17 protein-coding genes and 1 riboswitch are annotated in these 20,261 nt (G+C 70.7%); of the genes, 9 read left to right on the forward strand and 8 right to left on the reverse strand.

The genetic code is table 11. The features are described from left to right. Positions 1 to 42: 42 nt before the first annotated feature. From MCHT01_RS15870 to MCHT01_RS15885, 4 genes are all read right to left on the reverse strand, one after another. Positions 43 to 1,017, reverse strand: coding sequence for a TraB/GumN family protein (locus tag MCHT01_RS15870; protein ID WP_067066324.1), 975 nt, complete (start codon positions 1,015 to 1,017; stop codon positions 43 to 45). Between the two features lie 37 nt (positions 1,018 to 1,054). Then, entirely contained in the window at positions 1,055 to 3,358 is a 2,304-nt protein-coding gene (locus MCHT01_RS15875) for an ATP-binding protein (protein WP_067066550.1), read from the reverse strand. Between the two features lie 106 nt (positions 3,359 to 3,464). After that, positions 3,465 to 3,767 (reverse strand): BTH_I0359 family protein, encoded by a 303-nt coding sequence (locus MCHT01_RS15880; protein ID WP_067066326.1) that lies wholly within the window; start codon positions 3,765 to 3,767, stop codon positions 3,465 to 3,467. Between the two features lie 205 nt (positions 3,768 to 3,972). Continuing rightward, complete coding sequence (locus MCHT01_RS15885; RefSeq protein WP_067066327.1) at positions 3,973 to 4,575, reverse strand: DUF3108 domain-containing protein; 603 nt, start codon at positions 4,573 to 4,575, stop codon at positions 3,973 to 3,975. A 600-nt stretch (positions 4,576 to 5,175) separates the two neighbouring features. Between MCHT01_RS15885 and MCHT01_RS15895 the strand changes: the two genes are divergently transcribed. The 4 genes from MCHT01_RS15895 to MCHT01_RS15910 all read left to right on the forward strand — a co-directional run bounded on the left by MCHT01_RS15895 (position 5,176) and on the right by MCHT01_RS15910 (position 8,958). Then, the gene (locus MCHT01_RS15895; RefSeq protein WP_084452766.1) at positions 5,176 to 6,246 is read left to right on the forward strand and encodes a fumarylacetoacetate hydrolase family protein; all 1,071 of its coding nucleotides are present in this window, start codon (positions 5,176 to 5,178) and stop codon (positions 6,244 to 6,246) included. 34 nt (positions 6,247 to 6,280) lie between these two features. Further along, entirely contained in the window at positions 6,281 to 6,976 is a 696-nt protein-coding gene (locus MCHT01_RS15900) for a DUF4197 domain-containing protein (protein WP_067066330.1), read from the forward strand. Next, positions 6,973 to 7,707, forward strand: a complete 735-nt coding sequence (locus MCHT01_RS15905) for a pyridoxamine 5'-phosphate oxidase family protein (protein WP_084452768.1) — start codon at positions 6,973 to 6,975, stop codon at positions 7,705 to 7,707. Before MCHT01_RS15900 ends, MCHT01_RS15905 begins: the two co-directional genes overlap by 4 nt. 171 nt (positions 7,708 to 7,878) lie before the next feature. Then, positions 7,879 to 8,958: a homocysteine S-methyltransferase family protein gene (locus MCHT01_RS15910; RefSeq protein WP_067066332.1), complete on the forward strand. Its 1,080-nt coding sequence runs from the start codon at positions 7,879 to 7,881 to the stop codon at positions 8,956 to 8,958. Positions 8,959 to 9,096: 138 nt separating this feature from the next. Here the strand turns inward: MCHT01_RS15910 and MCHT01_RS15915 are convergent, their stop codons facing one another. Beyond that, positions 9,097 to 10,302: an HD-GYP domain-containing protein gene (locus MCHT01_RS15915; RefSeq protein WP_148661560.1), complete on the reverse strand. Its 1,206-nt coding sequence runs from the start codon at positions 10,300 to 10,302 to the stop codon at positions 9,097 to 9,099. Positions 10,303 to 10,463: 161 nt separating this feature from the next. Continuing rightward, positions 10,464 to 10,566: riboswitch (S-adenosyl-L-homocysteine riboswitch) on the forward strand. Positions 10,567 to 10,637: 71 nt separating this feature from the next. Here MCHT01_RS15915 and metH point away from each other — a divergent pair. Together metH and MCHT01_RS15925 are read left to right on the forward strand one after the other, a co-directional pair. Next, the gene (metH, locus tag MCHT01_RS15920) at positions 10,638 to 13,388 is read left to right on the forward strand and encodes a methionine synthase (protein WP_245643342.1); all 2,751 of its coding nucleotides are present in this window, start codon (positions 10,638 to 10,640) and stop codon (positions 13,386 to 13,388) included. 266 nt (positions 13,389 to 13,654) lie between these two features. Then, positions 13,655 to 14,323 (forward strand): glycine zipper 2TM domain-containing protein, encoded by a 669-nt coding sequence (locus MCHT01_RS15925; protein WP_084452771.1) that lies wholly within the window; start codon positions 13,655 to 13,657, stop codon positions 14,321 to 14,323. A gap of 179 nt (positions 14,324 to 14,502) precedes the next feature. On the opposite strand, the gene MCHT01_RS15930 is transcribed toward MCHT01_RS15925, so the two are convergent. The 3 genes from MCHT01_RS15930 to MCHT01_RS26800 are packed head-to-tail and all read right to left on the reverse strand — an operon-like array spanning position 14,503 to position 17,154. Then, positions 14,503 to 16,023 carry a YifB family Mg chelatase-like AAA ATPase gene (locus MCHT01_RS15930; RefSeq protein ID WP_067066337.1) on the reverse strand — a complete coding sequence of 507 codons (1,521 nt, stop codon included), beginning with the start codon at positions 16,021 to 16,023 and terminating at the stop codon, positions 14,503 to 14,505. A 33-nt stretch (positions 16,024 to 16,056) separates the two neighbouring features. Then, positions 16,057 to 16,584 (reverse strand): hypothetical protein, encoded by a 528-nt coding sequence (locus tag MCHT01_RS15935; RefSeq protein WP_148661561.1) that lies wholly within the window; start codon positions 16,582 to 16,584, stop codon positions 16,057 to 16,059. A 30-nt stretch (positions 16,585 to 16,614) separates the two neighbouring features. Beyond that, positions 16,615 to 17,154, reverse strand: coding sequence for an ImmA/IrrE family metallo-endopeptidase (locus tag MCHT01_RS26800; protein WP_067066340.1), 540 nt, complete (start codon positions 17,152 to 17,154; stop codon positions 16,615 to 16,617). A 274-nt stretch (positions 17,155 to 17,428) separates the two neighbouring features. Here MCHT01_RS26800 and MCHT01_RS15945 point away from each other — a divergent pair, with 274 nt between their 5' ends. The 3 genes from MCHT01_RS15945 to amt all read left to right on the forward strand — a co-directional run bounded on the left by MCHT01_RS15945 (position 17,429) and on the right by amt (position 20,225). Then, positions 17,429 to 18,163, forward strand: coding sequence for a TorF family putative porin (locus tag MCHT01_RS15945; RefSeq protein WP_067066342.1), 735 nt, complete (start codon positions 17,429 to 17,431; stop codon positions 18,161 to 18,163). A 64-nt stretch (positions 18,164 to 18,227) separates the two neighbouring features. Continuing rightward, the gene (gene glnK / locus MCHT01_RS15950) at positions 18,228 to 18,566 is read left to right on the forward strand and encodes a P-II family nitrogen regulator (RefSeq protein WP_067066343.1); all 339 of its coding nucleotides are present in this window, start codon (positions 18,228 to 18,230) and stop codon (positions 18,564 to 18,566) included. A 114-nt stretch (positions 18,567 to 18,680) separates the two neighbouring features. Beyond that, positions 18,681 to 20,225 (forward strand): ammonium transporter, encoded by a 1,545-nt coding sequence (amt, locus tag MCHT01_RS15955; RefSeq protein ID WP_067066345.1) that lies wholly within the window; start codon positions 18,681 to 18,683, stop codon positions 20,223 to 20,225. Positions 20,226 to 20,261: the final 36 nt, after the last annotated feature.

Below are 20,261 nucleotides of genomic sequence, written 5' to 3' on the forward strand. Positions count from 1 at the left end.
GGAGAGAGAGGCTTCAGAGCGGGTCAGTGTGCCGCAAGTCCGTCACCGCGACGGCGACCGCGGCATCAGGGTTACCTCGAAGCCGCGTTGGCGCAACAGCACCGGCAAGGCATGGGGACCGGTCATGTGCATGGCGCCCACCGCCACCAGCAGGGTCTGCCCGGCCTGGTGCAATTCCGAGACCCGGTCCGCCAGATGGGGGTTGCGGCTGTCGTTGATCCGCTGCAGCGTCGCGCGGTCGTTGGCGTCGGACACGCAGTCGCACCAGTCGGCATAGCGGTCCAGCCGCTGGAGGTCGCCCCGGTCCCAGACGGTGACCATCTGGTCCAGCGTGCGCAGCAGCGACTTGGGGCGCTCCAGCTGGCGCAGGTTGGCTTGCAGCTCCTTGCCGGCCGCCGCCGGATCGGCGGGCAGCAGCGCGTCGAGCTGGCCCTGCAGCGTCTCCAGCGCCAGCACCGGCAGCTTGCGGTCGCGCGCCCACTGGCTCAGCAGCATCTCCTGGCCGTAGCGCACGTCCAGCCCCAGGCCGCGGGCGCGCAGCAGCATGTAGGTGCTGGTCTGCAGCAGCGGATGCAGGCTGGCCAGCGCCCGTGGCGGCAGGCAGACGGCGGCGGCCTGCGTGTCCAGCCGGCGCTGGGTGGCGGCGTCCAGCGGCAGCTCGGGCATGGGCGGCATCCGCCAGGCGTCGCGGTCCAGCGGGTCGAGCTCCAGCGCGACGGCGTCCACCCGGTCCAGCGCCGCCAGCAGGCGCGGTCCCGGCGCGGCCCAGGCCGGCTTGCCGACGTGCAGGCTGGCGTAGAGGTAGGAGGTGCGGCCGTCGCGCGTCAGCGACCACATCAGGCCGCGGTCGCGGGCCTGCGCGCGGAGCTTCTCGGCGGAGAGCGGGGCCGGTTCCGGCGGGCAGGACGCGGCCGGCGCGGCGAGCGCGGGACCCAGCAGGCCCCAGGAGATCAGCAGGGCGCCGAACGCGCGCAGCGCGCGTCGGGCCAGGGGAGCGGGGAGGGCGGCGATCAGCATGGGCGGGACGATGCCACAGAACGGGTGGCCGCCCGGGTCAGGTCTCGCCCGCGCGGAAGCCCATCGGGCGGCGCTGGCGGACGTCCGGCTTCACGCGGTGCTCGGCCTCGAGCAGGATCAGGAACTCGTCCGGCGACAGCGCCTCGCCCAGGACCTCGGCCTGTTGCCGCACCGCGGCGAAGTCGCCCGGGGTGAGGGCGTCCAGCGCGGCCAGCCGGTCCGCGGCCGCGGCGTCGGGCGGCGCGCCGACCTCGCGCTCGAACATCAGGCGGCGCTGGTCCGGACGCAAGGGCTTGAAGCGGATCTTGAAGCCGAAGCGTCGCAGCGCCGCCTCGTCCAGGTCGTCGAAGGCATTGGTGGTGCAGATGAACAGGCCCGCGAAGCGCTCCATGCCGGCCAGCATCTCGTTGACCTCGCTCACCTCGTAATGGCGCTCGGCCATGCGGCGGCTGCGCAGGAAGCTGTCGGCCTCGTCCAGCAGCAGCACGGCGTTCTCCGCGGCGGCGGCCTCGAACATGCGGGCCATGTTCTGCTCGGTCTCGCCGACGTACTTGGACATCAGGTCGCTGGCGAGCTTCACCATCAGCGGCCGCTGCAGCTCCGCGGCGATGTGCTCGGCCAGCGCGGTCTTGCCGCTCCCCGGCGGACCATGGAAGCACAGCGTGCCCATGCCGCGGCGGCGCAGCGCCTCGATCAGGCGCGGCAGCGGGAAGCGCGACTCGCAATGGATCAGCTCCAGCGCGTAGCGGGTGACGGCGGGCCGCGCGGCGGTCGGCTCGTCGCCCTGGCCCAGCGCCTTGTCCGCGTGGGCGAGCTGGCGGCAGACCAGGCGCTCATGGGCGTCGGCGTCGCTGTCGGCCCCGGCGGCCAGGCGGGCGAAGCGGACGGCGGTGCGGACCTGCGCGGGCGTCAGGCCGCGGCGCTCGGACAGGCGCTCGGCGAAGCCCTCGGGCACGTCGAGCTCCGCCAGCGCCTTGCGCACCAACCCCAGCCGCGCGCCGGGCGGCGGCGACTTGAGCTCCAGGTGGTACTGGAAGCGGCGCCGGAAGGCGGGGTCGATGTGCTCGATGCGGTTGGTGATCCAGAGCACCGGGACGGGGTTGCTCTCCAGGATCTGGTTGACCCAGGCCTTCCCGTTGACGGCCATGGGCGCGGGCATCTCCAGCGCGGCGTCCAGGCGCGCCATCAGGTGGGCGGCGTCGCCGCTCAGGTGCGGGAAGACGTCCTCGACCTCGTCGAACAGCAGGGCCACGTCGCGGCTGGCCTTCAGGAAGACCTGGCTGATCTGCAGCGAGCGGTAGCGGTCGCGCCCGGTCAGCGCGTTGCCCTCGCGGTCGGCGTACTCGACCTCGTAGAGCGACAGGCCGGCCTCGCGGGCCACGACCTTGGCCAGCTCGGTCTTGCCGGTGCCCGGCGGGCCGTAGACCAGCACGTTCACGCCGGGCAGGCCTTGCGACACGGCATTGCGCAGCAGGGTCGCGAGCAGCTCGAAGTCCTCGGCGACGAAGTCGAAATCGGCGCGTTGCAGCGGGCTGGGCGACACGGGCCGGGTGAAGACGGCCATCAGGTCCTGCGGGCCGTCGTAGGCGCGCATGAGCACCGGGGGCAGCTGCTCGCTGACCTTCATCAGGTCGGACAGGTCGGTGATGTTGTGCTCGGCGATCAGGTTCTCCACCATGCCGACGCGCTCCAGCCGCGAGCCGGCGCGCAGCGCCTCGGCCACCTCGTGGGCGTCGACGCCCGCGACCTCGGCGATCGCGGCGAAGGCCTCCTGGGCGGTGTTGACCTTGAACTCGACCAGCGCGCCGCGCAGCTCGCGCTGGTAGCGGGCCAGGGTGCCGTAGAGCAGCAGGGCGCGCTCGGCGGCGTTGAGCTGCAGCAGGCGGCCGAGGATGTCGATGTTCTGCTCGACCAGCGTGGACTGGCGCCGGAGCTGGCGATCCAGCGCCTCGCAGGTGCAGGACAGCAGCGCGAGCAGGTCCTTGGGCGCGTCCTTGATGTACTCGTCGAGGTAGAAGAAGACGGTGGCTTCGGCGAAGGGGCCGCGCCAGAGTCCGTGGCGGGCGAGGAAGGCGGCGTCGCTCAGCTTCTCATGGCCGGCCCAGAGCGCATGGCCCTGGCAGCGCCGCGCCAGATAGACACGCACCCGGGTCAGGACCGCGGGCGGCCACACCAGGTGGCGCGCGGTCAGCGCGAGCAGGCCGCTGAGGTCTCGGCGGGGATTGAAGCGGTTGGCGTGGCGGACCGTCAGTGTCAGCACGAAGTGCGAGCACATGCGGTCCAGCACCGGGCTGTCGGCGAGTCCGGGGGACGACAGCGGGGGCTGTGCGCGCTTGCCCATGGTGCGGGCGATCTTGGCGCACGTGGCGATCCAGGACAAGCCCCGGCCCCGGGTGACGCGATGTCGGAGGGCGGGGGTGACGGCGCCGTCGATGCGGCGCGGCAGATCAGTGCATCACGACCGGTTGGTGGCCGAGGTTGGCGTACTGGGCGATGAAGGCGTCCAGGTCATCGACGTCCGGGCCCTGCTCGATCAGGGCCTCCACCCCTTCCTGGAAGGTCTGCGCGAGGGCGCCTTCGATGAAGATCTCCTTGCGTGAGACCTTGTCGACGATCTCGAAGCCGTCCCGCTGCAGCGCGGGCGGATCGACGTCGCTGCGCGCCGCGTGGGCGGTGTCGCCGGCGGAAGGAGCGACCGGCACATCGAACTGGACGACGATGTAGCTCGGCGAGTCGTAGAGCATGTACATAGAGACTCCTTTGCGTCAGGAGTTATGGCCTGCCGCGCCGGAATCAAGTCCCGTCGCTCCCAACCAGACCATGACCCCATGGTGGCAGAACTTGTGGCGCCCGACCTGCTTCCCCCCACGCCCGAGTGGTGCCAACCGCACGGACGCCGCGCACTCGATCACGCGACGCCCCGTGTTCGAGGGGCATCGGCCGCGGTCCGACCGCTCACTCCAGCAAACGGAGGGCCCACTGCTCGTCGTCGTCCAGGCTGAAGCGCAGATCCACCGGCAGGAAACCGCGCGAGCCGTCCAGCCAGACCGCCCATTGCAGCGCGGGACGGCCGGCGCCGCGCTGCAACGCGCGACGCAGCAGCCAGCGGTCGCCCTCGCGGGCGGCGACTTCGAAATCCCAGACATGGATCCCCTGCGCACCGGCGACGGGCACGCGCAGCACCAGGCCGAGGCGCCGGTCCGGCTCGGCGGCCATCATGGCCGAGAGCTGGAGCCACCAGGAGAGCCGGTCCTGCGTGCCCGGCGGCAAGGGCCAGGCGCGCGGGCCGGCCAGCAGCGCCGGTCCGGCGGGACCCCGGTCGCGGTCGAAGAGCAGCAATTCCCGGTCCCGGCCGTTGCGGCGAACGGTGTGCCGGTCCGGCATCAGACCCTGCGGACCGGTGCGGCCCTCGCTGCGCCACACGGGCAACTCGCGGTCGCCGGCGCGGCGCTCCAGCGTCAGCTCGTAATGGCCGTCGGCGATGCGGAAGCTCAGGGCGGCCTCGCCGGGTTGGCCGTTGATCGTGAAGGCGTAGACCTTCGCGCCGTCACCCTGCAAGGGGAGGGCGAGGAGGGCGGGGGTGGGGCGGGCTTCGATCCTGTGGGCGACCGAGCAGTCGCCCGCCTGAGCCGGCGCCCCCGCTCGCTCATGCGCCCCCACCGCGCCGCAGGGCGACGCGGTCTCCGCAAATCGCTCGGAGGGCGCCGGCTCAGGCGGGCTCCGCCACGATCCGCTGTCGGCCGCGGGAATGGAAGCCGCGTCCGCGACGCCCTCGGTCGCCACCGGCATCTCCGTGTCCACTCCCTTCGCCGGCGCGGTGGCGCGGGGGACGCCAGGTGAGGGGCCCTGGGGAGGCGGGCTCGGGCTTGGCGCCGGCGTCGACGTTGGGGGCGAATCCGGTCGGTTACGGGGTGTGGGCGGCGGGGCGGACGGCGGTGACGCGACGTCGATCCGGGTGGTGAGCGGGACGGGCGCGACCGCACGGGGCGGGGTCTCCCGGGCGAGACCGGCCAGCACCCCGGCGTGCAGGGCGACGGCCGCCGCGACGGCCAGCGCGAGGGCGGGCGACTGCGGGGCGCCCGAGGCGTTCCGGTCCATCCGATCCTGAGGTGACAATGCCGGAGACGACTGCACGACGATGACTGCCCGACGACAACAATGAAACTCGCTACCTACCGCGACGGCTCCCGCGACGGCCAGTTGGTGGTCGTGTCGCGCGACCTGAGCCAGGCATGCTATGCCAACGGCATCGCGACGCGCCTGCAACAGGTGCTCGACGACTGGAACTTCATGGCCCCTCAGCTCGAGGTGCTGTCCCAGTCGCTGAACCAGGGCCGGGCCCGCCACGCCTTCGCCTTCGACCCGAGGCAATGCCTGGCCCCGCTGCCGCGGCTCTCCGCCTGGATCGCGGGCGAGGGCTATCCCGACCACGGCCGCGCGCTGCGCGAGCGCGGCATCCCCTGGCCCGAACGGCTCAGCGCGCCGCTGCTGCGCGCCGGGGGCGCGGAGGCGTTGCTCGGTCCGTCGGAGACGCCCGCGCTGCGCGGCATGCCGGGTCTGGAGCCCGAGGCCCAGCTGGCGGTGCTGACCGCCGACATCCCGCAGGGCGCCGTGCCCTCGCAGGCGCTGGAAGCGGTGCGGCTGCTGATGCTGGTGAACGACTGGGTACTGCGCCCGGTGCAGCAGGAGGAACTCGCCGGCGGTCTGCCCGCGATGCACAGCCGGCCGGCGCTGCAGTTCGCGCCGGTGGCCGTGACCCCAGACGAGCTGACCGGCGCCTGGTACCTCGGTCGCGCGGCGCTGCAGCTTCAGCTGATGCGCAACGGACGCAAGCAGGCGGTGCTCGACGCCAAGGCCGGGATGCAGTGGTCCTTCGGCGACCTGCTGGCCGAGGCGGCCCGCAACCGGCCGCTGCGCGCCGGGACGCTGGTCGGCGCGGGCATGCCCGGCGGCGGCAAGCCGGTGACGCTGGAGGCGGGCGACAGCCTGCGCATCGAATTCAAGCTCGGCGACGGCCCGGGTCCGTTCGGGGCCATCGACATGGACCTGGCCGAGCCCGATCATGACGCCGGCGCGGACGACGACGAACCGCCGCTGGACGACGCGGACGACGCGGACGACGCGGGCGAGGGCGCGGCGATCGCCGAGGCTCCGGCCGGGACCGAGACCATCGACACCGTCGACGCGGCGGACCTGGCCGCCACCACCGACGACTCGAAGGGCGCCTGAACCGCGCCTCATGCACATCACGAAGGAGACTCCGATGCGGACCCTCAAGCTGTCGTCGCTGGCGCGACGTGACCTCATCGCGCTGCTGGGCGCGGGCCTGGCCTCGCCCTGGGCGCTGGCCCTGAACCTCACCGAGACCGACGCCGCCTCCGGCGTGCGGGCGGCGCTGGAGCGGGGCGCCTCGGCGGCGCTGGCCAACCTGGGCCGCACCGACGGCTTCCTCGGCAATCCGCAGGTGCGCATCGAGCTGCCGGGGGCGCTCAAGGATGCCGCGCGCCTGCTGCGCTCGACCGGCCAGGGCAAGCGGATCGACGACTTGGTCACCTCGATGAACCGCGCCGCCGAGCAGGCCATGCCCGAGGCGCGTCAGCTGCTGGTCAACACGGTGCGCAACATCAGCGTCGAGGACGCGGTGAAGATCGTGCGCGGCGGCGACGACGCGGTGACGCGCTTCTTCGAGGACAAGACCCGCAGCCCGCTCACCACCAAGTTCCTGCCCATCGTCACCCAGGCCACCGAGCGCCAGTCGCTGAGCGAGAAGTACAACGCGGTCGCCGGCAAGGCGGCGGGCTTCGGCCTGGTGCGCAAGGAAGACGCCAACCTCCAGTCCTACGTCACCGACAAGGCGCTGGACGGCCTGTACTTCATGATCGGCCAGGAGGAGGAGAAGATCCGCCAGGACCCGGTCGGCACCGGCAGCGCCATCCTCAAGAAGGTCTTCGGAGGATGAGCGCCCGGGACGCCTCGCTCGAAGGGGACGACGCGTCCCCGACATCCGTACCGACTCCGGGCCTGGACGCCGCCGCCCTGGCGACGTCGCCCGGCGTCGACGCGCCCTGGCTCGATCGTGCCCACGATCTCTCGACGCTGGACGCGCTGCGCGGCGTGTATCCGGCGCCGACCGCGCCGGCCACGCTGGACAAGGAGTGCGACCACGTCCACCCGCTGTACCGGCCCTTCATCGAGGCCTCGCCCTTCGCGATCCTGGCCACGCGCGGGCCGCACGGGCTGGACACCTCGCCGCGCGGCGACGGCCCGGGCTTCGTCGAGATCGCCGATCCCAGGACGCTGCTGCTGCCCGATCGCCGCGGCAACCATCGCATCGACAGCCTGCGCAATGTCGTGAGCGACCCGGCGGTCGCGCTGCTGTTCCTGATCCCCGGCATCGGCGAGTGCCTGCGCGTGAACGGCCATGCCCGCATCAGCGCGGCGCCGGCGCTGCTGGAGCGCTTCGTCGTCGAGGGCCAGTCGCCGAAGTCGGTGCTGGTGATCGAGGTCCACAAGGTCTTCTTCCAGTGCGCGCGGGCGGTCAAGCGTTCGGAGCTCTGGAATCCGGCCCGCCATGTCGAGCGCACGTCGCTGCCCTCCACCGGCTCCATCCTGGCGGGACTCAGCCCGCGGGTGGACGGCGCCGCCTACGACGCGGAACTTGAGGAGCGGCAGCGCCGCACGATGTACTGATCGCGCCGCGGCCCCGGGCCGCGCGCCGATCGCCATCGAGATCGCCACGATCGCCACCGGCCCGGGGGGCGGTCCGGCGGTCAGCCTTTGCGTGCGGTGATGCCGCGGGCGACGCGTCGCGAAGGCCATGCGGTGCGGGGGGCCGGGCGGGGCTTCCTACAATCACGCCCCATGAACGCCCCGACTTCCGCTCGTCCCGCCATCCGCTACACCCGCGGTGCCGCGCTGCCCGACATCCTGGCCCGCCGCATCGCCGTCCTGGACGGGGCGATGGGCACGATGATCCAGCGCTACAAGCTGACCGAGGAAGACTTCCGCGGCGCGCGCTTCGCCGACCATCCCAAGGACCTCAAGGGCAACAACGACCTGCTCGTGCTGACCAAGCCGCAGGTCATCTCCGAGATCCATCGCCAGTACCTGGACGCCGGCGCGGACATCATCGAGACCAACACCTTCGGCACGACCTCGGTCGCCCAGGAGGACTACGGCCTCGAGGCCCATGCCTACGAGATGAACGTGGCCGCCGCCCGACTGGCGCGCGAGGCCTGCGACGCCTTCAGCACGCCCGACAAGCCGCGTTTCGCGGCCGGCGCGCTCGGCCCGACACCGCGCACCGCGTCCATCAGCCCGGACGTCAACGACCCCGGCGCCCGCAACATCGACTTCGACACGCTGCGCGCCGCGTACTACGAGCAGGCCAAGGGGCTGCTGGAGGGCGGGGTGGACCTGTTCCTGGTCGAGACCATCTTCGACACGCTCAACGCCAAGGCGGCGATCTTCGCGCTCGACGAGCTGATGGAGGACACCGGCGAGCGCCTGCCGGTGATCATCTCCGGCACGGTGACCGACGCCTCGGGCCGCATCCTGTCGGGCCAGACGGTGACCGCGTTCTGGCACTCGGTGCGCCACGCGCGCCCGCTGGCCATCGGCCTGAACTGCGCGCTGGGCGCGGCGCTGATGCGGCCCTACATCGAGGAGCTGTGCAAGGCCGCCGAGGACACGGCGATCTCCTGCTACCCGAATGCGGGTCTGCCCAATCCGATGAGCGAGACCGGCTTCGACGAGACGCCGGACGTGACCGGCCGCCTGGTCGGCGAGTTCGCCTCGGCGGGCTTCCTGAACATCGCCGGCGGCTGCTGCGGCACCACGCCCGACCACATCCGCGCGATCGCGCAGAAGGTCTCGACCTACCAGCCGCGCCGCTGGGGCAGCAAACTCTTCAGCGACCTGGTCGAGGACGCGGCGGCCTGATCGGTCACGCGGTCACCTGATCACCTGATCGCCCGACTGCCCGGTGACCCAGTGAACCGGCCCCTGACGGCCGGTAGGCCCGCCCGGCGGGCCGCGGAGGCCGAAGCGCTGTCAGGCCGAGGCGCCGCGGAGCGCCGCTCAGTACAGCTTCAGCATCGCGTCCATGTGGATCCGCAGGCGGATCTCGTGCGGCGCGAGGCTGGCCGAGATGGCCTGCGCCGGGAGGCGTGTGTCGCGCAGCACGGGCGCCGTCAGCGGCGTGCCGCTGCGGCCGACCAGCGCGGCCACCATCGGCTCGTTGGCGCTGTGGCCGCGCTTGAGCACCATGCCTTCCTCGCCGCTGCCCAGCCGCACCAGCGATCCCGGTGGATACAGCCCGATCGCCTTGATCAGCGCGGCGCCGGCCTCGTCGGGTTGCTGCGACTCGTCCAGATAGACCGCGCGGGCCGCCTGCGCCGCCGACAGCGCGCGCCGGTTGCGGCGCGGGCTGATGCGCGCGCCATAGATGTCGACGCGGCGCAGCAGGCGCGCCATCAGCTCGCCGTCCGAGCGCCCGGCCAGCGGCCCGGGACCGGCATCGTGGTGCAGGCGCACCGCGGACAGCCAGGCCTCGTCCTCGACGCCGATCGCCAGCAGTTGCGTCGCGGCGCGGTCGCCGTGACCGGCGAGCTGCTCGCGCTGCTCGGCCGAGAGCGGCTCCGCGCGCAAGGCGTGCTCGTCCTGCTGTCGCGTGATGCCGAGGTTCATCGTCAGCGCGGCCAGGCCCAGCGCGCGGCGCCGGCCGTCGGACCAGCCGAGCTGGCGCGTGGTCAGCTCGCACAGGGCCAGCGAGAGCAGGGCGTGCCGGGCGCTGTAGTCCAGCGGTTCCTGGCCGGCGTCGTGGATCAGCAGCGCCAGCGAGGCGTCGGGTTGCTGGTCCAGCCGCGACAGCGTGGTGTCCAGCAACTGCGTCAGCCGGACCAGGAAGTCCGGCCGCGTCGGATCGCGCAGCACCTGCTGCGCGTGCCATTGCAGATCGGCCCAGATCGCGCTGTGCGCGGGGCCGGCGCGCAGCGGCAGCTTGGCCGGTTCGGCCAGGCGAAAATCGGGCTTGGCCTTGGCCAGCTCCGACATCGACGCGCCCTGCAGCACCATCGTGTCGAGCTTGTGCGCCAGGGCGCGCTGGTACTCGCGCGTCTCGTGGGCGAAGACGAAGGGGCCGCGGGCGATCAGGTCGCGGACCTGCGGCGTGTCGGGCAGCGGATGACCGGAGGCGAACAGCAGATGCCCCGCCGCGTCGCGCAGCGAGAAGCTCAGCACCTGTCCCACGCGCAGGCTGTGAGGGGGAAGTTGGACGAGTTCCACGTCGTTCTGTCGTTATCGGAGTGTCGAACGGCGCGGGCGAGCATACGCGCGGGCCCGCGTGCGGACGGCATTCCGGCACGAACAAAGCAGGGCCGGACCGGTAGAATGCACGCCGTTCCCGCCCCCCGCAATGCCCCTCAGGCCTCGCGTGGCCGGCGGTGGTTTCCGAGGAGCGTTGCGACAGGTCCCGTCACCCGGGTGCCCGCCAGGCTCGGAACGGCGGCGCGGCATTCCGGCGCTCGCCCACAACGACGCTCACCCGCCCCGTGTTCTGCACCGGGGTCGCGGTGAGTTGCGCGGCCCCGTCTCTCGATCCGTTGAAGTCCGAGGCCCCGATGTCCGCCCAATCGCCGTCCGCATCCGCCGCTCCCGCCGTCCCCCCGATGAAGCTCTCGGGCCTGGAGCCCGTCGCCATCGGCGCCGGCACGCTCTTCGTCAACGTCGGCGAGCGCACCAACGTCACGGGCTCCAAGGCCTTCGCCCGGATGATCCTGAACGGCGACTTCGAGCAGGCGCTCAGCGTCGCCCGCCAGCAGGTCGAGAACGGCGCCCAGGTCATCGACATCAACATGGACGAGGCCATGCTCGACAGCAAGGCCGCGATGGTGCGCTTCCTCAACCTGATCGCCTCGGAGCCCGAGATCGCGCGCGTGCCGATCATGATCGACTCGTCCAAGTGGGACGTGATCGAGGCCGGCCTGAAGTGCATCCAGGGCAAGGGCATCGTCAACTCGATCTCGATGAAGGAAGGGGTGGACGAGTTCCGCCGCCAGGCCCGGCTGATCCGCCGCTACGGCGCGGCCACCGTGGTGATGGCCTTCGACGAGACCGGCCAGGCGGACACCTACCAGCGCAAGATCGAGATCTGCGAGCGCGCCTACCGGATCCTGGTCGATGAGGTCGGCTTCCCGCCCGAGGACATCATCTTCGACCCCAACATCTTCGCGATCGCCACCGGCATCGAGGAGCACGACAACTACGCGGTCGACTTCATCGAGGCCACGCGCTGGATCAAGCAGCATCTGCCCGGCGCCAAGGTCAGCGGCGGCGTGTCCAACGTGTCCTTCAGCTTCCGCGGCAACGAGCCGGTGCGCGAGGCCATCCACACCGTCTTCCTGTATCACGCGATCCAGGCCGGCATGGACATGGGCATCGTCAACGCCGGCATGGTCGGCGTCTACGACGAGATCCCGGCCGACCTGCGCGAACGCGTCGAGGACGTGGTCCTGAACCGCCGACCGGATTCGACCGAGCGGCTGCTCGAGATCGCCGAGTCGGTCAAGGGTGCGGCCAAGGACGACAGCGCGAAGCTGGCCTGGCGCGTCAACGACGTCGAGACCCGGCTGTCCCATGCGCTGATCCACGGCATCACCGACTTCATCGTCGAGGACACGGAAGAGGCCTGGCAGGGCATCCGCGCCAAGGGCGGCCGTCCGCTGCACGTGATCGAGGGCCCGCTGATGGCCGGCATGAACGTGGTGGGCGACCTGTTCGGCGCGGGCAAGATGTTCCTCCCCCAGGTGGTCAAGAGCGCGCGGGTCATGAAGTCCGCCGTCGCGCACCTGGTGCCCTACATCGAGGAAGAGAAGCGCCAGATGGCGGCCGCGGGCGCGGACGTGCGTTCCAAGGGCAAGATCGTCATCGCCACCGTGAAGGGCGACGTGCACGACATCGGCAAGAACATCGTCACGGTGGTCCTGCAGTGCAACAACTTCGAGGTCGTCAACATGGGGGTGATGGTCCCCTGCCAGGACATCCTCGCCAAGGCCAAGGTCGAGGGCGCCGACATCATCGGCCTGTCCGGCCTGATCACGCCCAGCCTGGAAGAGATGCAGCACGTCGCCGCCGAGATGCAGCGCGACGACTACTTCCGCATCAAGAAGATCCCGCTGCTGATCGGCGGCGCGACCACCAGCCGCGTGCACACCGCCGTGAAGATCTCTCCGCACTACGAGGGCCCGGTGGTCTACGTGCCGGACGCGTCGCGCTCGGTGGGCGTGTGCTCGGACCTGCTGTCGGACGAGCGCGCCACGCGCTTCATCGACGACCTGAAGTCGGACTACGAGCAGGTCCGGCAGCTCCACGCCAACAAGAAGCAGACGCCGCTGGTCACGCTGGCCCAGGCCCGCGAGAACAAGCACCGCGTCGACTTCACGCGCTACGTGCCTCCCGTGCCGCGCTTCCTCGGCAAGCGCCAGTTCCGCAACTACGACCTGGCCGAGCTGGCGCAGTGCATCGACTGGGGCCCGTTCTTCCAGACCTGGGACCTGGCGGGCCCGTTCCCGGCCATCCTGAAGGACGAGGTGGTCGGCACCGAGGCGCAACGCGTCTTCAGCGACGGCAAGCGCATGCTGCAGCGACTGATCGAAGGTCGGTGGCTGACGGCCAGCGGCGTGATGGGGATGTTCCCCGCCGCCCAGGTCAACGATGACGACATCGAGATCTACAGCGACGAGTCGCGCAGCCAGGTGCTCATGACCTGGCGCGGCCTGCGCATGCAGTCCGAGCGTCCGGTGGTCGACGGCGTGCGTCGTCCCAATCGCGCGCTGGCCGACTACATCGCCGCCAAGGGCACGGTGCCGGACTACATCGGCCTGTTCGCGGTCACCGCGGGCCTGGGCGTCGACAAGAAGGAGCAGCAGTTCATCGACGACCTGGACGACTACTCCGCGATCATGCTCAAGGCGCTGGCCGACCGCCTGGCGGAGGCCTTCGCCGAGCGCCTGCATCAACGCGTCCGCCAGGAGTTCTGGCACTACGCGCCGGACGAGGCGCTCAGCAACGAGCAGTTGATCGCCGAGGCCTATCGCGGCATCCGTCCGGCACCGGGCTACCCGGCCTGCCCGGATCACCTGGTCAAGCGCGACTTGTTCCGCGTGCTCCAGGCCGAGGACATCGGCATGGCGCTGACCGAGGGCATGGCGATGACGCCGGCGGCCAGCGTGAGCGGCTTCTACTTCTCTCACCCGGAGTCGAGCTACTTCAATGTCGGCCGGATCGGCGACGACCAGCTCGTCGACTGGGCCGCCCGCATGGCGATGGACGAGGCGGAAGCCCGCCGGGCACTGGCACCGCAACTGGGCTGAGTCGCCGGTCCTGACGACCCCGCGGGAGGGCCGCCAGCGCGCGGCCGAATGCCGTCCCGAGTCCGTCCGAAACGCCCCGGCCCCGAGGCGTTTCTCCTGGGGGAACGACGCGCCCGAGCAACGAAAACCGCGTGTCGCGGCCTTGTCCTACAGCTCCCGTTTCAGCTGTTTACAAAGCGAACACTTTCGGCGTGCCCGGACTTGTAACAGCGTGGCATTCTTCGCCCCATCTCCCCGCCCTAGGGGAAAACCATAAGAGGTGAATCATGGCGTTGACTACCAATCACAAGATCGCGGCCGGTGCCGTTGGGGCGGCCGTTCTGGTCGTGGCGGCGTTCTTCGCGGGCCGCCATCAGTCGGCCCCGTCGGTGCCCGACGCGCCCTTGTCGGCGATGACGCAGCCCGAGGACGGCAAGGCCAACGTGGTGGACCGCAACGGCGCGAACTCGGCCGACGAAGCCCGCGCTGCCAAGCGCGCCGCCAACGAGGCGGTGGAGCGCCGCCAGGTGGCGCAGCGCTCGCGGGACGACTCCGGCGCGGCCGGCAACGGCGCCGGCTATGGCGACGGCTCGTCGGGCGTGGCGCGCGAGGAATCGCGTCTGTGCTCGAGCTGCGCGACGGTGCTGTCGGTCCGCACCGAGGCCCGTGAAGGCCAGGGTTCCGGCATCGGCGTCGTGGGTGGCGCGGTGGTGGGTGGCCTGCTGGGCAGCGCCATCGGCGGCGGCACGGGTCGCAAGATCGCCACGGTGGGTGGCGCGGTGGCGGGCGGCTACGCCGGCAACGAGATCGAGAAGCGCCAGCGCAGCACCACGGTCTGGGTGGTGAAGATGCGCAACGCCGACCAGAGCAACCGCACGATGACCTTCAGCCACGACCCGGGCGTGCAGAACGGCGACATCGTCCGCGTGAGCGACGGTCAGCTGATCCGCCAGTGATGGCCTGAGAGGTCCGCGGTCTCCGCGGACGAGCGGCCGCGGAGGGGATCGCCATCCGATCCCGGTTCGAGAGAAAAGCGCCAGCATCGACTGGCGCTTTTCTTTGGGCGTCGGTCTTGGCCGCTGCCAGCGCAAGGATGCGGGGACGGCGGCGGAGGGGCGATGCCGTCGCGGCGCTGTCAGCCGCCCTGGCCGGGAAGCGCGCGGCGCCACTGGATCGCCTCGCCGACATGGGTGGCCAGGATGGTGTCGCTGCCCGCCAGATCGGCGATGGTGCGCGCGATGCGCAGCACGCGATGGAAGCTGCGCCCGGACCACGCCAGCCGCGCGGAGGCCAGATGCAGCAGGGTCTGCGCCTCCGGCGCCATCAGGACATGCTCGTCCAGCTGCGCGGCCATGAGCCGTCCGTTCTCGCAGCCTTGGCGGTCCACGGCGCGCTGCCGGGCCACCGCGACACGCGCCGCGACGGCCGCGCTGGTCTCGCCATCCGCCGCGGCCGACAGGATGGCCGTCGGAAGCACGGGCACGTCCACCGTCAGGTCGATGCGGTCGAGCAGCGGCCCCGACAGCCGTCCCTGATAGCGCGAGATCTCCGCCGGCGAGCAGCGACAGGCCTTGTGCGGGTTGCCCAGATGGCCGCAGGGACAGGGATTCATCGCGGCGACGAGCTGGAAGCGGGCCGGGAAGTCCGCCTGATGCGCGGAGCGCGAGATGTGCACCCGGCCCGTCTCCAGCGGCTCGCGCAGGGCTTCCAGCGAGGGGCGCTGAAACTCTGGCAGTTCGTCCAGGAAGAGCACCCCATGCTGGGCGAGCGTGATCTCGCCCGGGCGGGGCGGTGACCCCCCGCCGATCAAGGCCGCCGCCGAGGCGGAATGGTGCGGGGCGCGGAAGCTGCGCCGGGCCCATTGCTCCGGCCGGAACTGCCCGTTGGCGCTGAGCAGCGCGGCGGATTCGAGCGCTTCGGCCTCCGTCAACGGCGGCAGCAGCGCGGGCAGCCGCTGCGCCAGCATCGACTTGCCGGTGCCTGGCGGACCGACCAGCAGCAAGCTCAAGCCGCCCGCCGCGGCGATCTCCAGCGCCCGCTTGGGTCCGGTCTGACCCTTGATGTCGCGCAGGTCCAGCGCGGTGTCGCTCGGCGGTGGAGGATCCCGGCGCACGCGTGTGAGCGGGGCCTCGGACTTGTCCTGCAGGGCGTTGACGAGGTCCAGCAGATGACCGGCCTCCTTGACCACCAGGCCCTGCACGAGCGCCGCCTCGTCGGCGCAACCGCGCGGCAGGATCAGCTCGCGATCGAGCTTCGCGGCGCGCAGCGCGAGCGCCATCGCCAGCGCGCCCTTCACCGGCCGCAGCTCGCCGGAAAGCCCCAGCTCGCCCGCGCACTCGACGTGGGTCAGCAGCGCCTGGTCGATCTGGCCGCTGGCGGCCAGCAGCCCCAGCGCGATGGGCAGGTCGAAGCGGGCGCCCTCCTTGGGCAGATCGGCCGGAGACAGGTTCACCGTGATCCGCTTGTTGGCGGGGAACTCGAGTCCGCTGCTCTGCAGCGCGGCGCGCACCCGCTCGCGGGACTCCTTCACCTCCAGATCGGCGAGCCCCACCAGCGTGAAGCTCGGCAGCCCATTGGCCAGGTGGACCTCGACGTCGACCGCCGCGGCCGACAAGCCGTCGAGCGCGCGGCTGTGGATGATGGAGAGGAGGGACATTGGGGCGAGTGAGCCAGCGCCTGGGGTGGGGCGTCAGCGCTTGTTCACGCCGTTCAGAACGGTCGTGAAAGCCTCGGTCACTGCCTTCAGCAGCTCAACCCCGGGAAGCCCGGGACCGCCCGAGGAAGCGGTGCCCTCGGCGCTCGGAGATCTGTCGAAGTTCACTCGCATGCCGAACGTTGCCCTGATCAAGCCGATGTCGAGCACCACGTCGGCGACCAGGAGCACCGTGATGATCGCCACCAAGGCGCTGGGCCATTTGCTGACCTGAGTCACAGGCTTCGCTGATTCCGCTGACTCCGCGGTAGCACGGGTCAGCGCTGCCGATATGACATCAACCGATTCCGCCGGTGTGGCACGCAAGCGGTCGACCAAGGCCATCGTGACGGTGTTCAGACAGGCCGAGACCAGTAGCAGAACGAATGCCGCGAGGCAGAGCGACAACGTGGGGAAGCACAGCCGGGCGCGTGCTTCGGTGGCATCCCGTGCGAGGTCTTCCTTCGTGGGTTGGGAAAGCGTTCCCACGGAACGGGTTACGGCTGGGGATGGCGTGCGAGACATGGGGGCTCCTCGACTGCAGGACCAGCGGCATCAGCGGCTCTCGGCCAGCAACTGTGCATAGCGGTAATTGAGCACCGACATCGACACGCCAAGCGTTCTCTCGATCTGGGTGGCATTCCTCATCCATCCGCTCGTCACGCACCACCGCAGGTCCTCCCTCGGCACCAGCAGGCTGGCGGCGAAACGGGCCGGAGGTTGGTCGGGTGTTTCCACCGGCTCGATCGAGGTGCGTTCAAACAGTTCCCACGGGCGGGAGGGCGGGCGTAGCTGACGCAGGACGATCTGTCCGAGGGCGTGGGCAACCGCGAACCGCTGCTCGTACACGTGGATCGACAGGTCCACCAGGATCCATGGCGTCCCGTCCGGGTCGATCGTCACGGAGCCCAGGGGCTGGACCGTCAGTTCACCGAGCTTCACACCCAGTCGCTGCGCGATGTGCTCCGGCTTGATCGGCATGACTCGGTCCCCGTACTGCGCCACCAGCCACTCGGCCGCATCCTCGGGTTGCATATGAGACAGGTCCACCGGCCACTTCACGACCGGGCCGCTCAGCGCCTCATTTCCTTCCATTCCCGCTCCTTCGCGTCCATCCCGGACGCCCGGCCGCCAGTGTCCCGATCGCCCCATCCCACGCCTAGCACCCGGTTGGGGCATTTGTCGGGGGTGTCTCTCCCCCACCCGTGCATGGTTTTGGTGCGCATGGGGGCTTGACGGGGCATCGGGCGCAACGATTGGTCGCCCGGTGGGCCGCTTTGGGGCCCCGGGGGCTCTGTGCGCCCTGGCACAAAAGCTGCAAAGCCTGCCGTGATCGCAGTACGCCCCCAACCTCCAGGAGCCCTCGCGCATGAAAGCCCACGACGTCCGAGTCACTGTCCGCGCCGCCGCCATGGCCGCCGCGCTCGCCGCCATCGCCCTCCCGGCGATGGCCGAAGAGACCAACCCGCTGTCCTTCAACCTCAGCGTCACCTCGGACTACCGCTACCGCGGCATTTCCCAGACGCGCCTGAAGCCGGCGCTGCAGGGCGGCGTCGACTACGCCCACTCGTCGGGCTTCTACATCGGCGCCTGGGCGTCGACCATCAAGTGGATCAAGGACAGCGGCGGCGACGCCGACGTCGAGATCGACACCTATGCCGGCTACAAGACCGAAGTCGGCGGCGGTGTCACCGTCGACGTGGGCTTCCTGCGCTACAACTACCCCAGCAACAAGCTGCCCACCAGCGCCAACACCAACGAGCTCTACGGCGCGGTCAGCTATGGCCCGGCCACGCTGAAGTACTCGCACAGCGTCAGCAACCTGTTCGGCTTCGCCGATTCCAAGAACTCCGGCTACCTGGACCTGAGCGCGACCTTCGACGTGGGCAACGGCTTCACCGTCACCCCGCACGTGGGCCACCAGTGGGTCAAGAACAACGACGCCTCGAGCTACACCGATTACTCGCTGACGGTGAACAAGGACTGGTACGGCCTGACCTTCGGCGCGGGCTTCGTGGCCACCAGCACCGACGCCTACATCGGCGGCAAGGGCAAGGACCTCGGCAAGAACGGCGTGGTCGTCTCGGTCAAGAAGGTCTTCTGAATCTGAAACCCGCCGGTCGCGCCCAGGCGCGGCCGAGCCGTCCGCCCGTCGAGGAGAAATCGCCATGAAACTGATCACCGCCGTCATCAAGCCCTTCAAGCTGGATGAAGTGCGCGAAGCCCTGAGCGCCATCGGCGTGCAGGGCCTCACCGTCACCGAGGTCAAGGGCTTCGGCCGCCAGAAGGGCCACACCGAGCTCTATCGCGGCGCCGAGTACGTCGTCGACTTCCTGCCCAAGGTCAAGATCGAGGCCGCCGTCGCCGACGGCGTCGTCGAGCAGGTGATCGAGGCCATCGAGAACGCCGCCCGCACCGGCAAGATCGGCGACGGCAAGATCTTCGTCTCGCCGCTGGACCAGGTCATCCGCATCCGCACCGGCGAGACCGGCCAGGACGCGCTCTGATCGCCGCGCCCTGAGCGCGACGCCCTGATCCACGCCCACCGTTTTCGAGTCTCCGCGGTCCTCGAGGGAACCGCGCCCGCCGATCCCCAAGATCCAACGAAGAGAGTCCCGACCATGAAGAAACTACTCGCCTGCCTGGCCCTGGCCGCGGCAGCCTTCACCGGAGCGGCCCCCGCGGCCATGGCCCAGGACGCGGCCTCCGCGCCCGCGGCCGCCACCAGCGAAGCCGCCGCGCCCGCCAGCGCCGCGCCGGTCGCCGCCCCCGTGGCCGCCGCCGCCTCCGCCCCCGCGGAAGCCGCCTCGGCCGCCGCCGCGCCGGCCCCGGTCCCCAACAAGGGCGACACCACCTGGATGATGGTCTCCACCCTGCTGGTGATCATGATGACCATCCCCGGCCTGGCCCTGTTCTACGGCGGCCTGGTCCGCAGCAAGAACATGCTGTCGGTGCTGATGCAGGTGATGGTGACCTTCTCGCTGATCGTCGTGCTGTGGGCCATCTACGGCTACAGCCTGGCCTTCACCGAGGGCAACAAGTTCATCGGCGGTTTCGACCGGCTGTTCATGAAGGGCATCTGGGACAACGTCGCCGGCACCTTCGTCAACGGCGCGACCTTCAGCAAGGGCGTCGTGATCCCCGAGATCGTCTTCGCCGCCTTCCAGGCCACCTTCGCCGGCATCACCTGCGCGCTGATCGTGGGCGCCTTCGCCGAGCGCATCAAGTTCGCCGCGGTGCTGATGTTCATGGTGATCTGGTTCACCTTCAGCTACGCGCCGATGGCCCACATGGTCTGGTTCTGGATGGGTCCGGACGCCTACACCTCGGCCGCCGTCGTCGATGAGATGAACAGCAAGGCCGGTCTGCTGTGGCAGTGGGGCGCGCTGGACTTCGCCGGCGGCACCGTGGTGCACATCAACGCCGCCGTCGCTGGTCTGGTCGGCGCCTTCATGGTCGGCAAGCGCATCGGCTACGGCAAGGAAGCCTTCACGCCGCACAGCCTGACGCTGACGATGGTCGGTTCCGCGCTGCTGTGGGTGGGCTGGTTCGGCTTCAACGCCGGCTCCGCGCTGGAAGCCAACGGCTTCGCCGCCCTGGCCTTCATCAACACGCTGTTCGCCACCGCCGCCGCGGTGCTGGCCTGGTGCGTGGGCGAGGCGCTGCTCAAGGGCAAGGCCTCGATGCTGGGCGCCGCCTCGGGCGCGGTGGCCGGTCTGGTCGCCATCACCCCGGCCGCCGGCAACGTCGGCATCGGCGGTGGCCTGGTGATCGGCCTGATCGCCGGCTTCGCCTGCCTGTGGGGCGTGTCCGGCCTGAAGAAGCTGCTGGGCGCGGACGACTCGCTGGACGTCTTCGGCGTGCACGGCGTGGGCGGCATCATCGGCGCGCTGCTGACCGGTGTCTTCAACTCGCCCAACCTGGGCGGCCCGTCGGCCGTCGGCGACTGGGTCACGGCCGCCGCGATCGCGCCGGACGCCTACTCGATCGCCTCGCAGGTGCTGACGCAGGCCAAGGCCGTGCTGCTGACCGTCGTGTGGTCGGGCGTGGTCTCGGTGGTCGCCTTCAAGATCGTCGACCTGGTCATCGGTCTGCGCGTCTCCGAAGAGGAAGAGCGCGAGGGCCTGGACATCACGTCGCACGGCGAGACCGCGTATCACAAGTAAGACGAGCGCTCCTGCAATCGCTCAAGCCGCCCCTCG

The sequence above is a fragment of the Mitsuaria chitosanitabida ATCC BAA-476 = NBRC 102408 genome (genome assembly GCF_001598255.1).
Lineage (GTDB): Bacteria > Pseudomonadota > Gammaproteobacteria > Burkholderiales > Burkholderiaceae_C > Roseateles > Roseateles chitosanitabidus.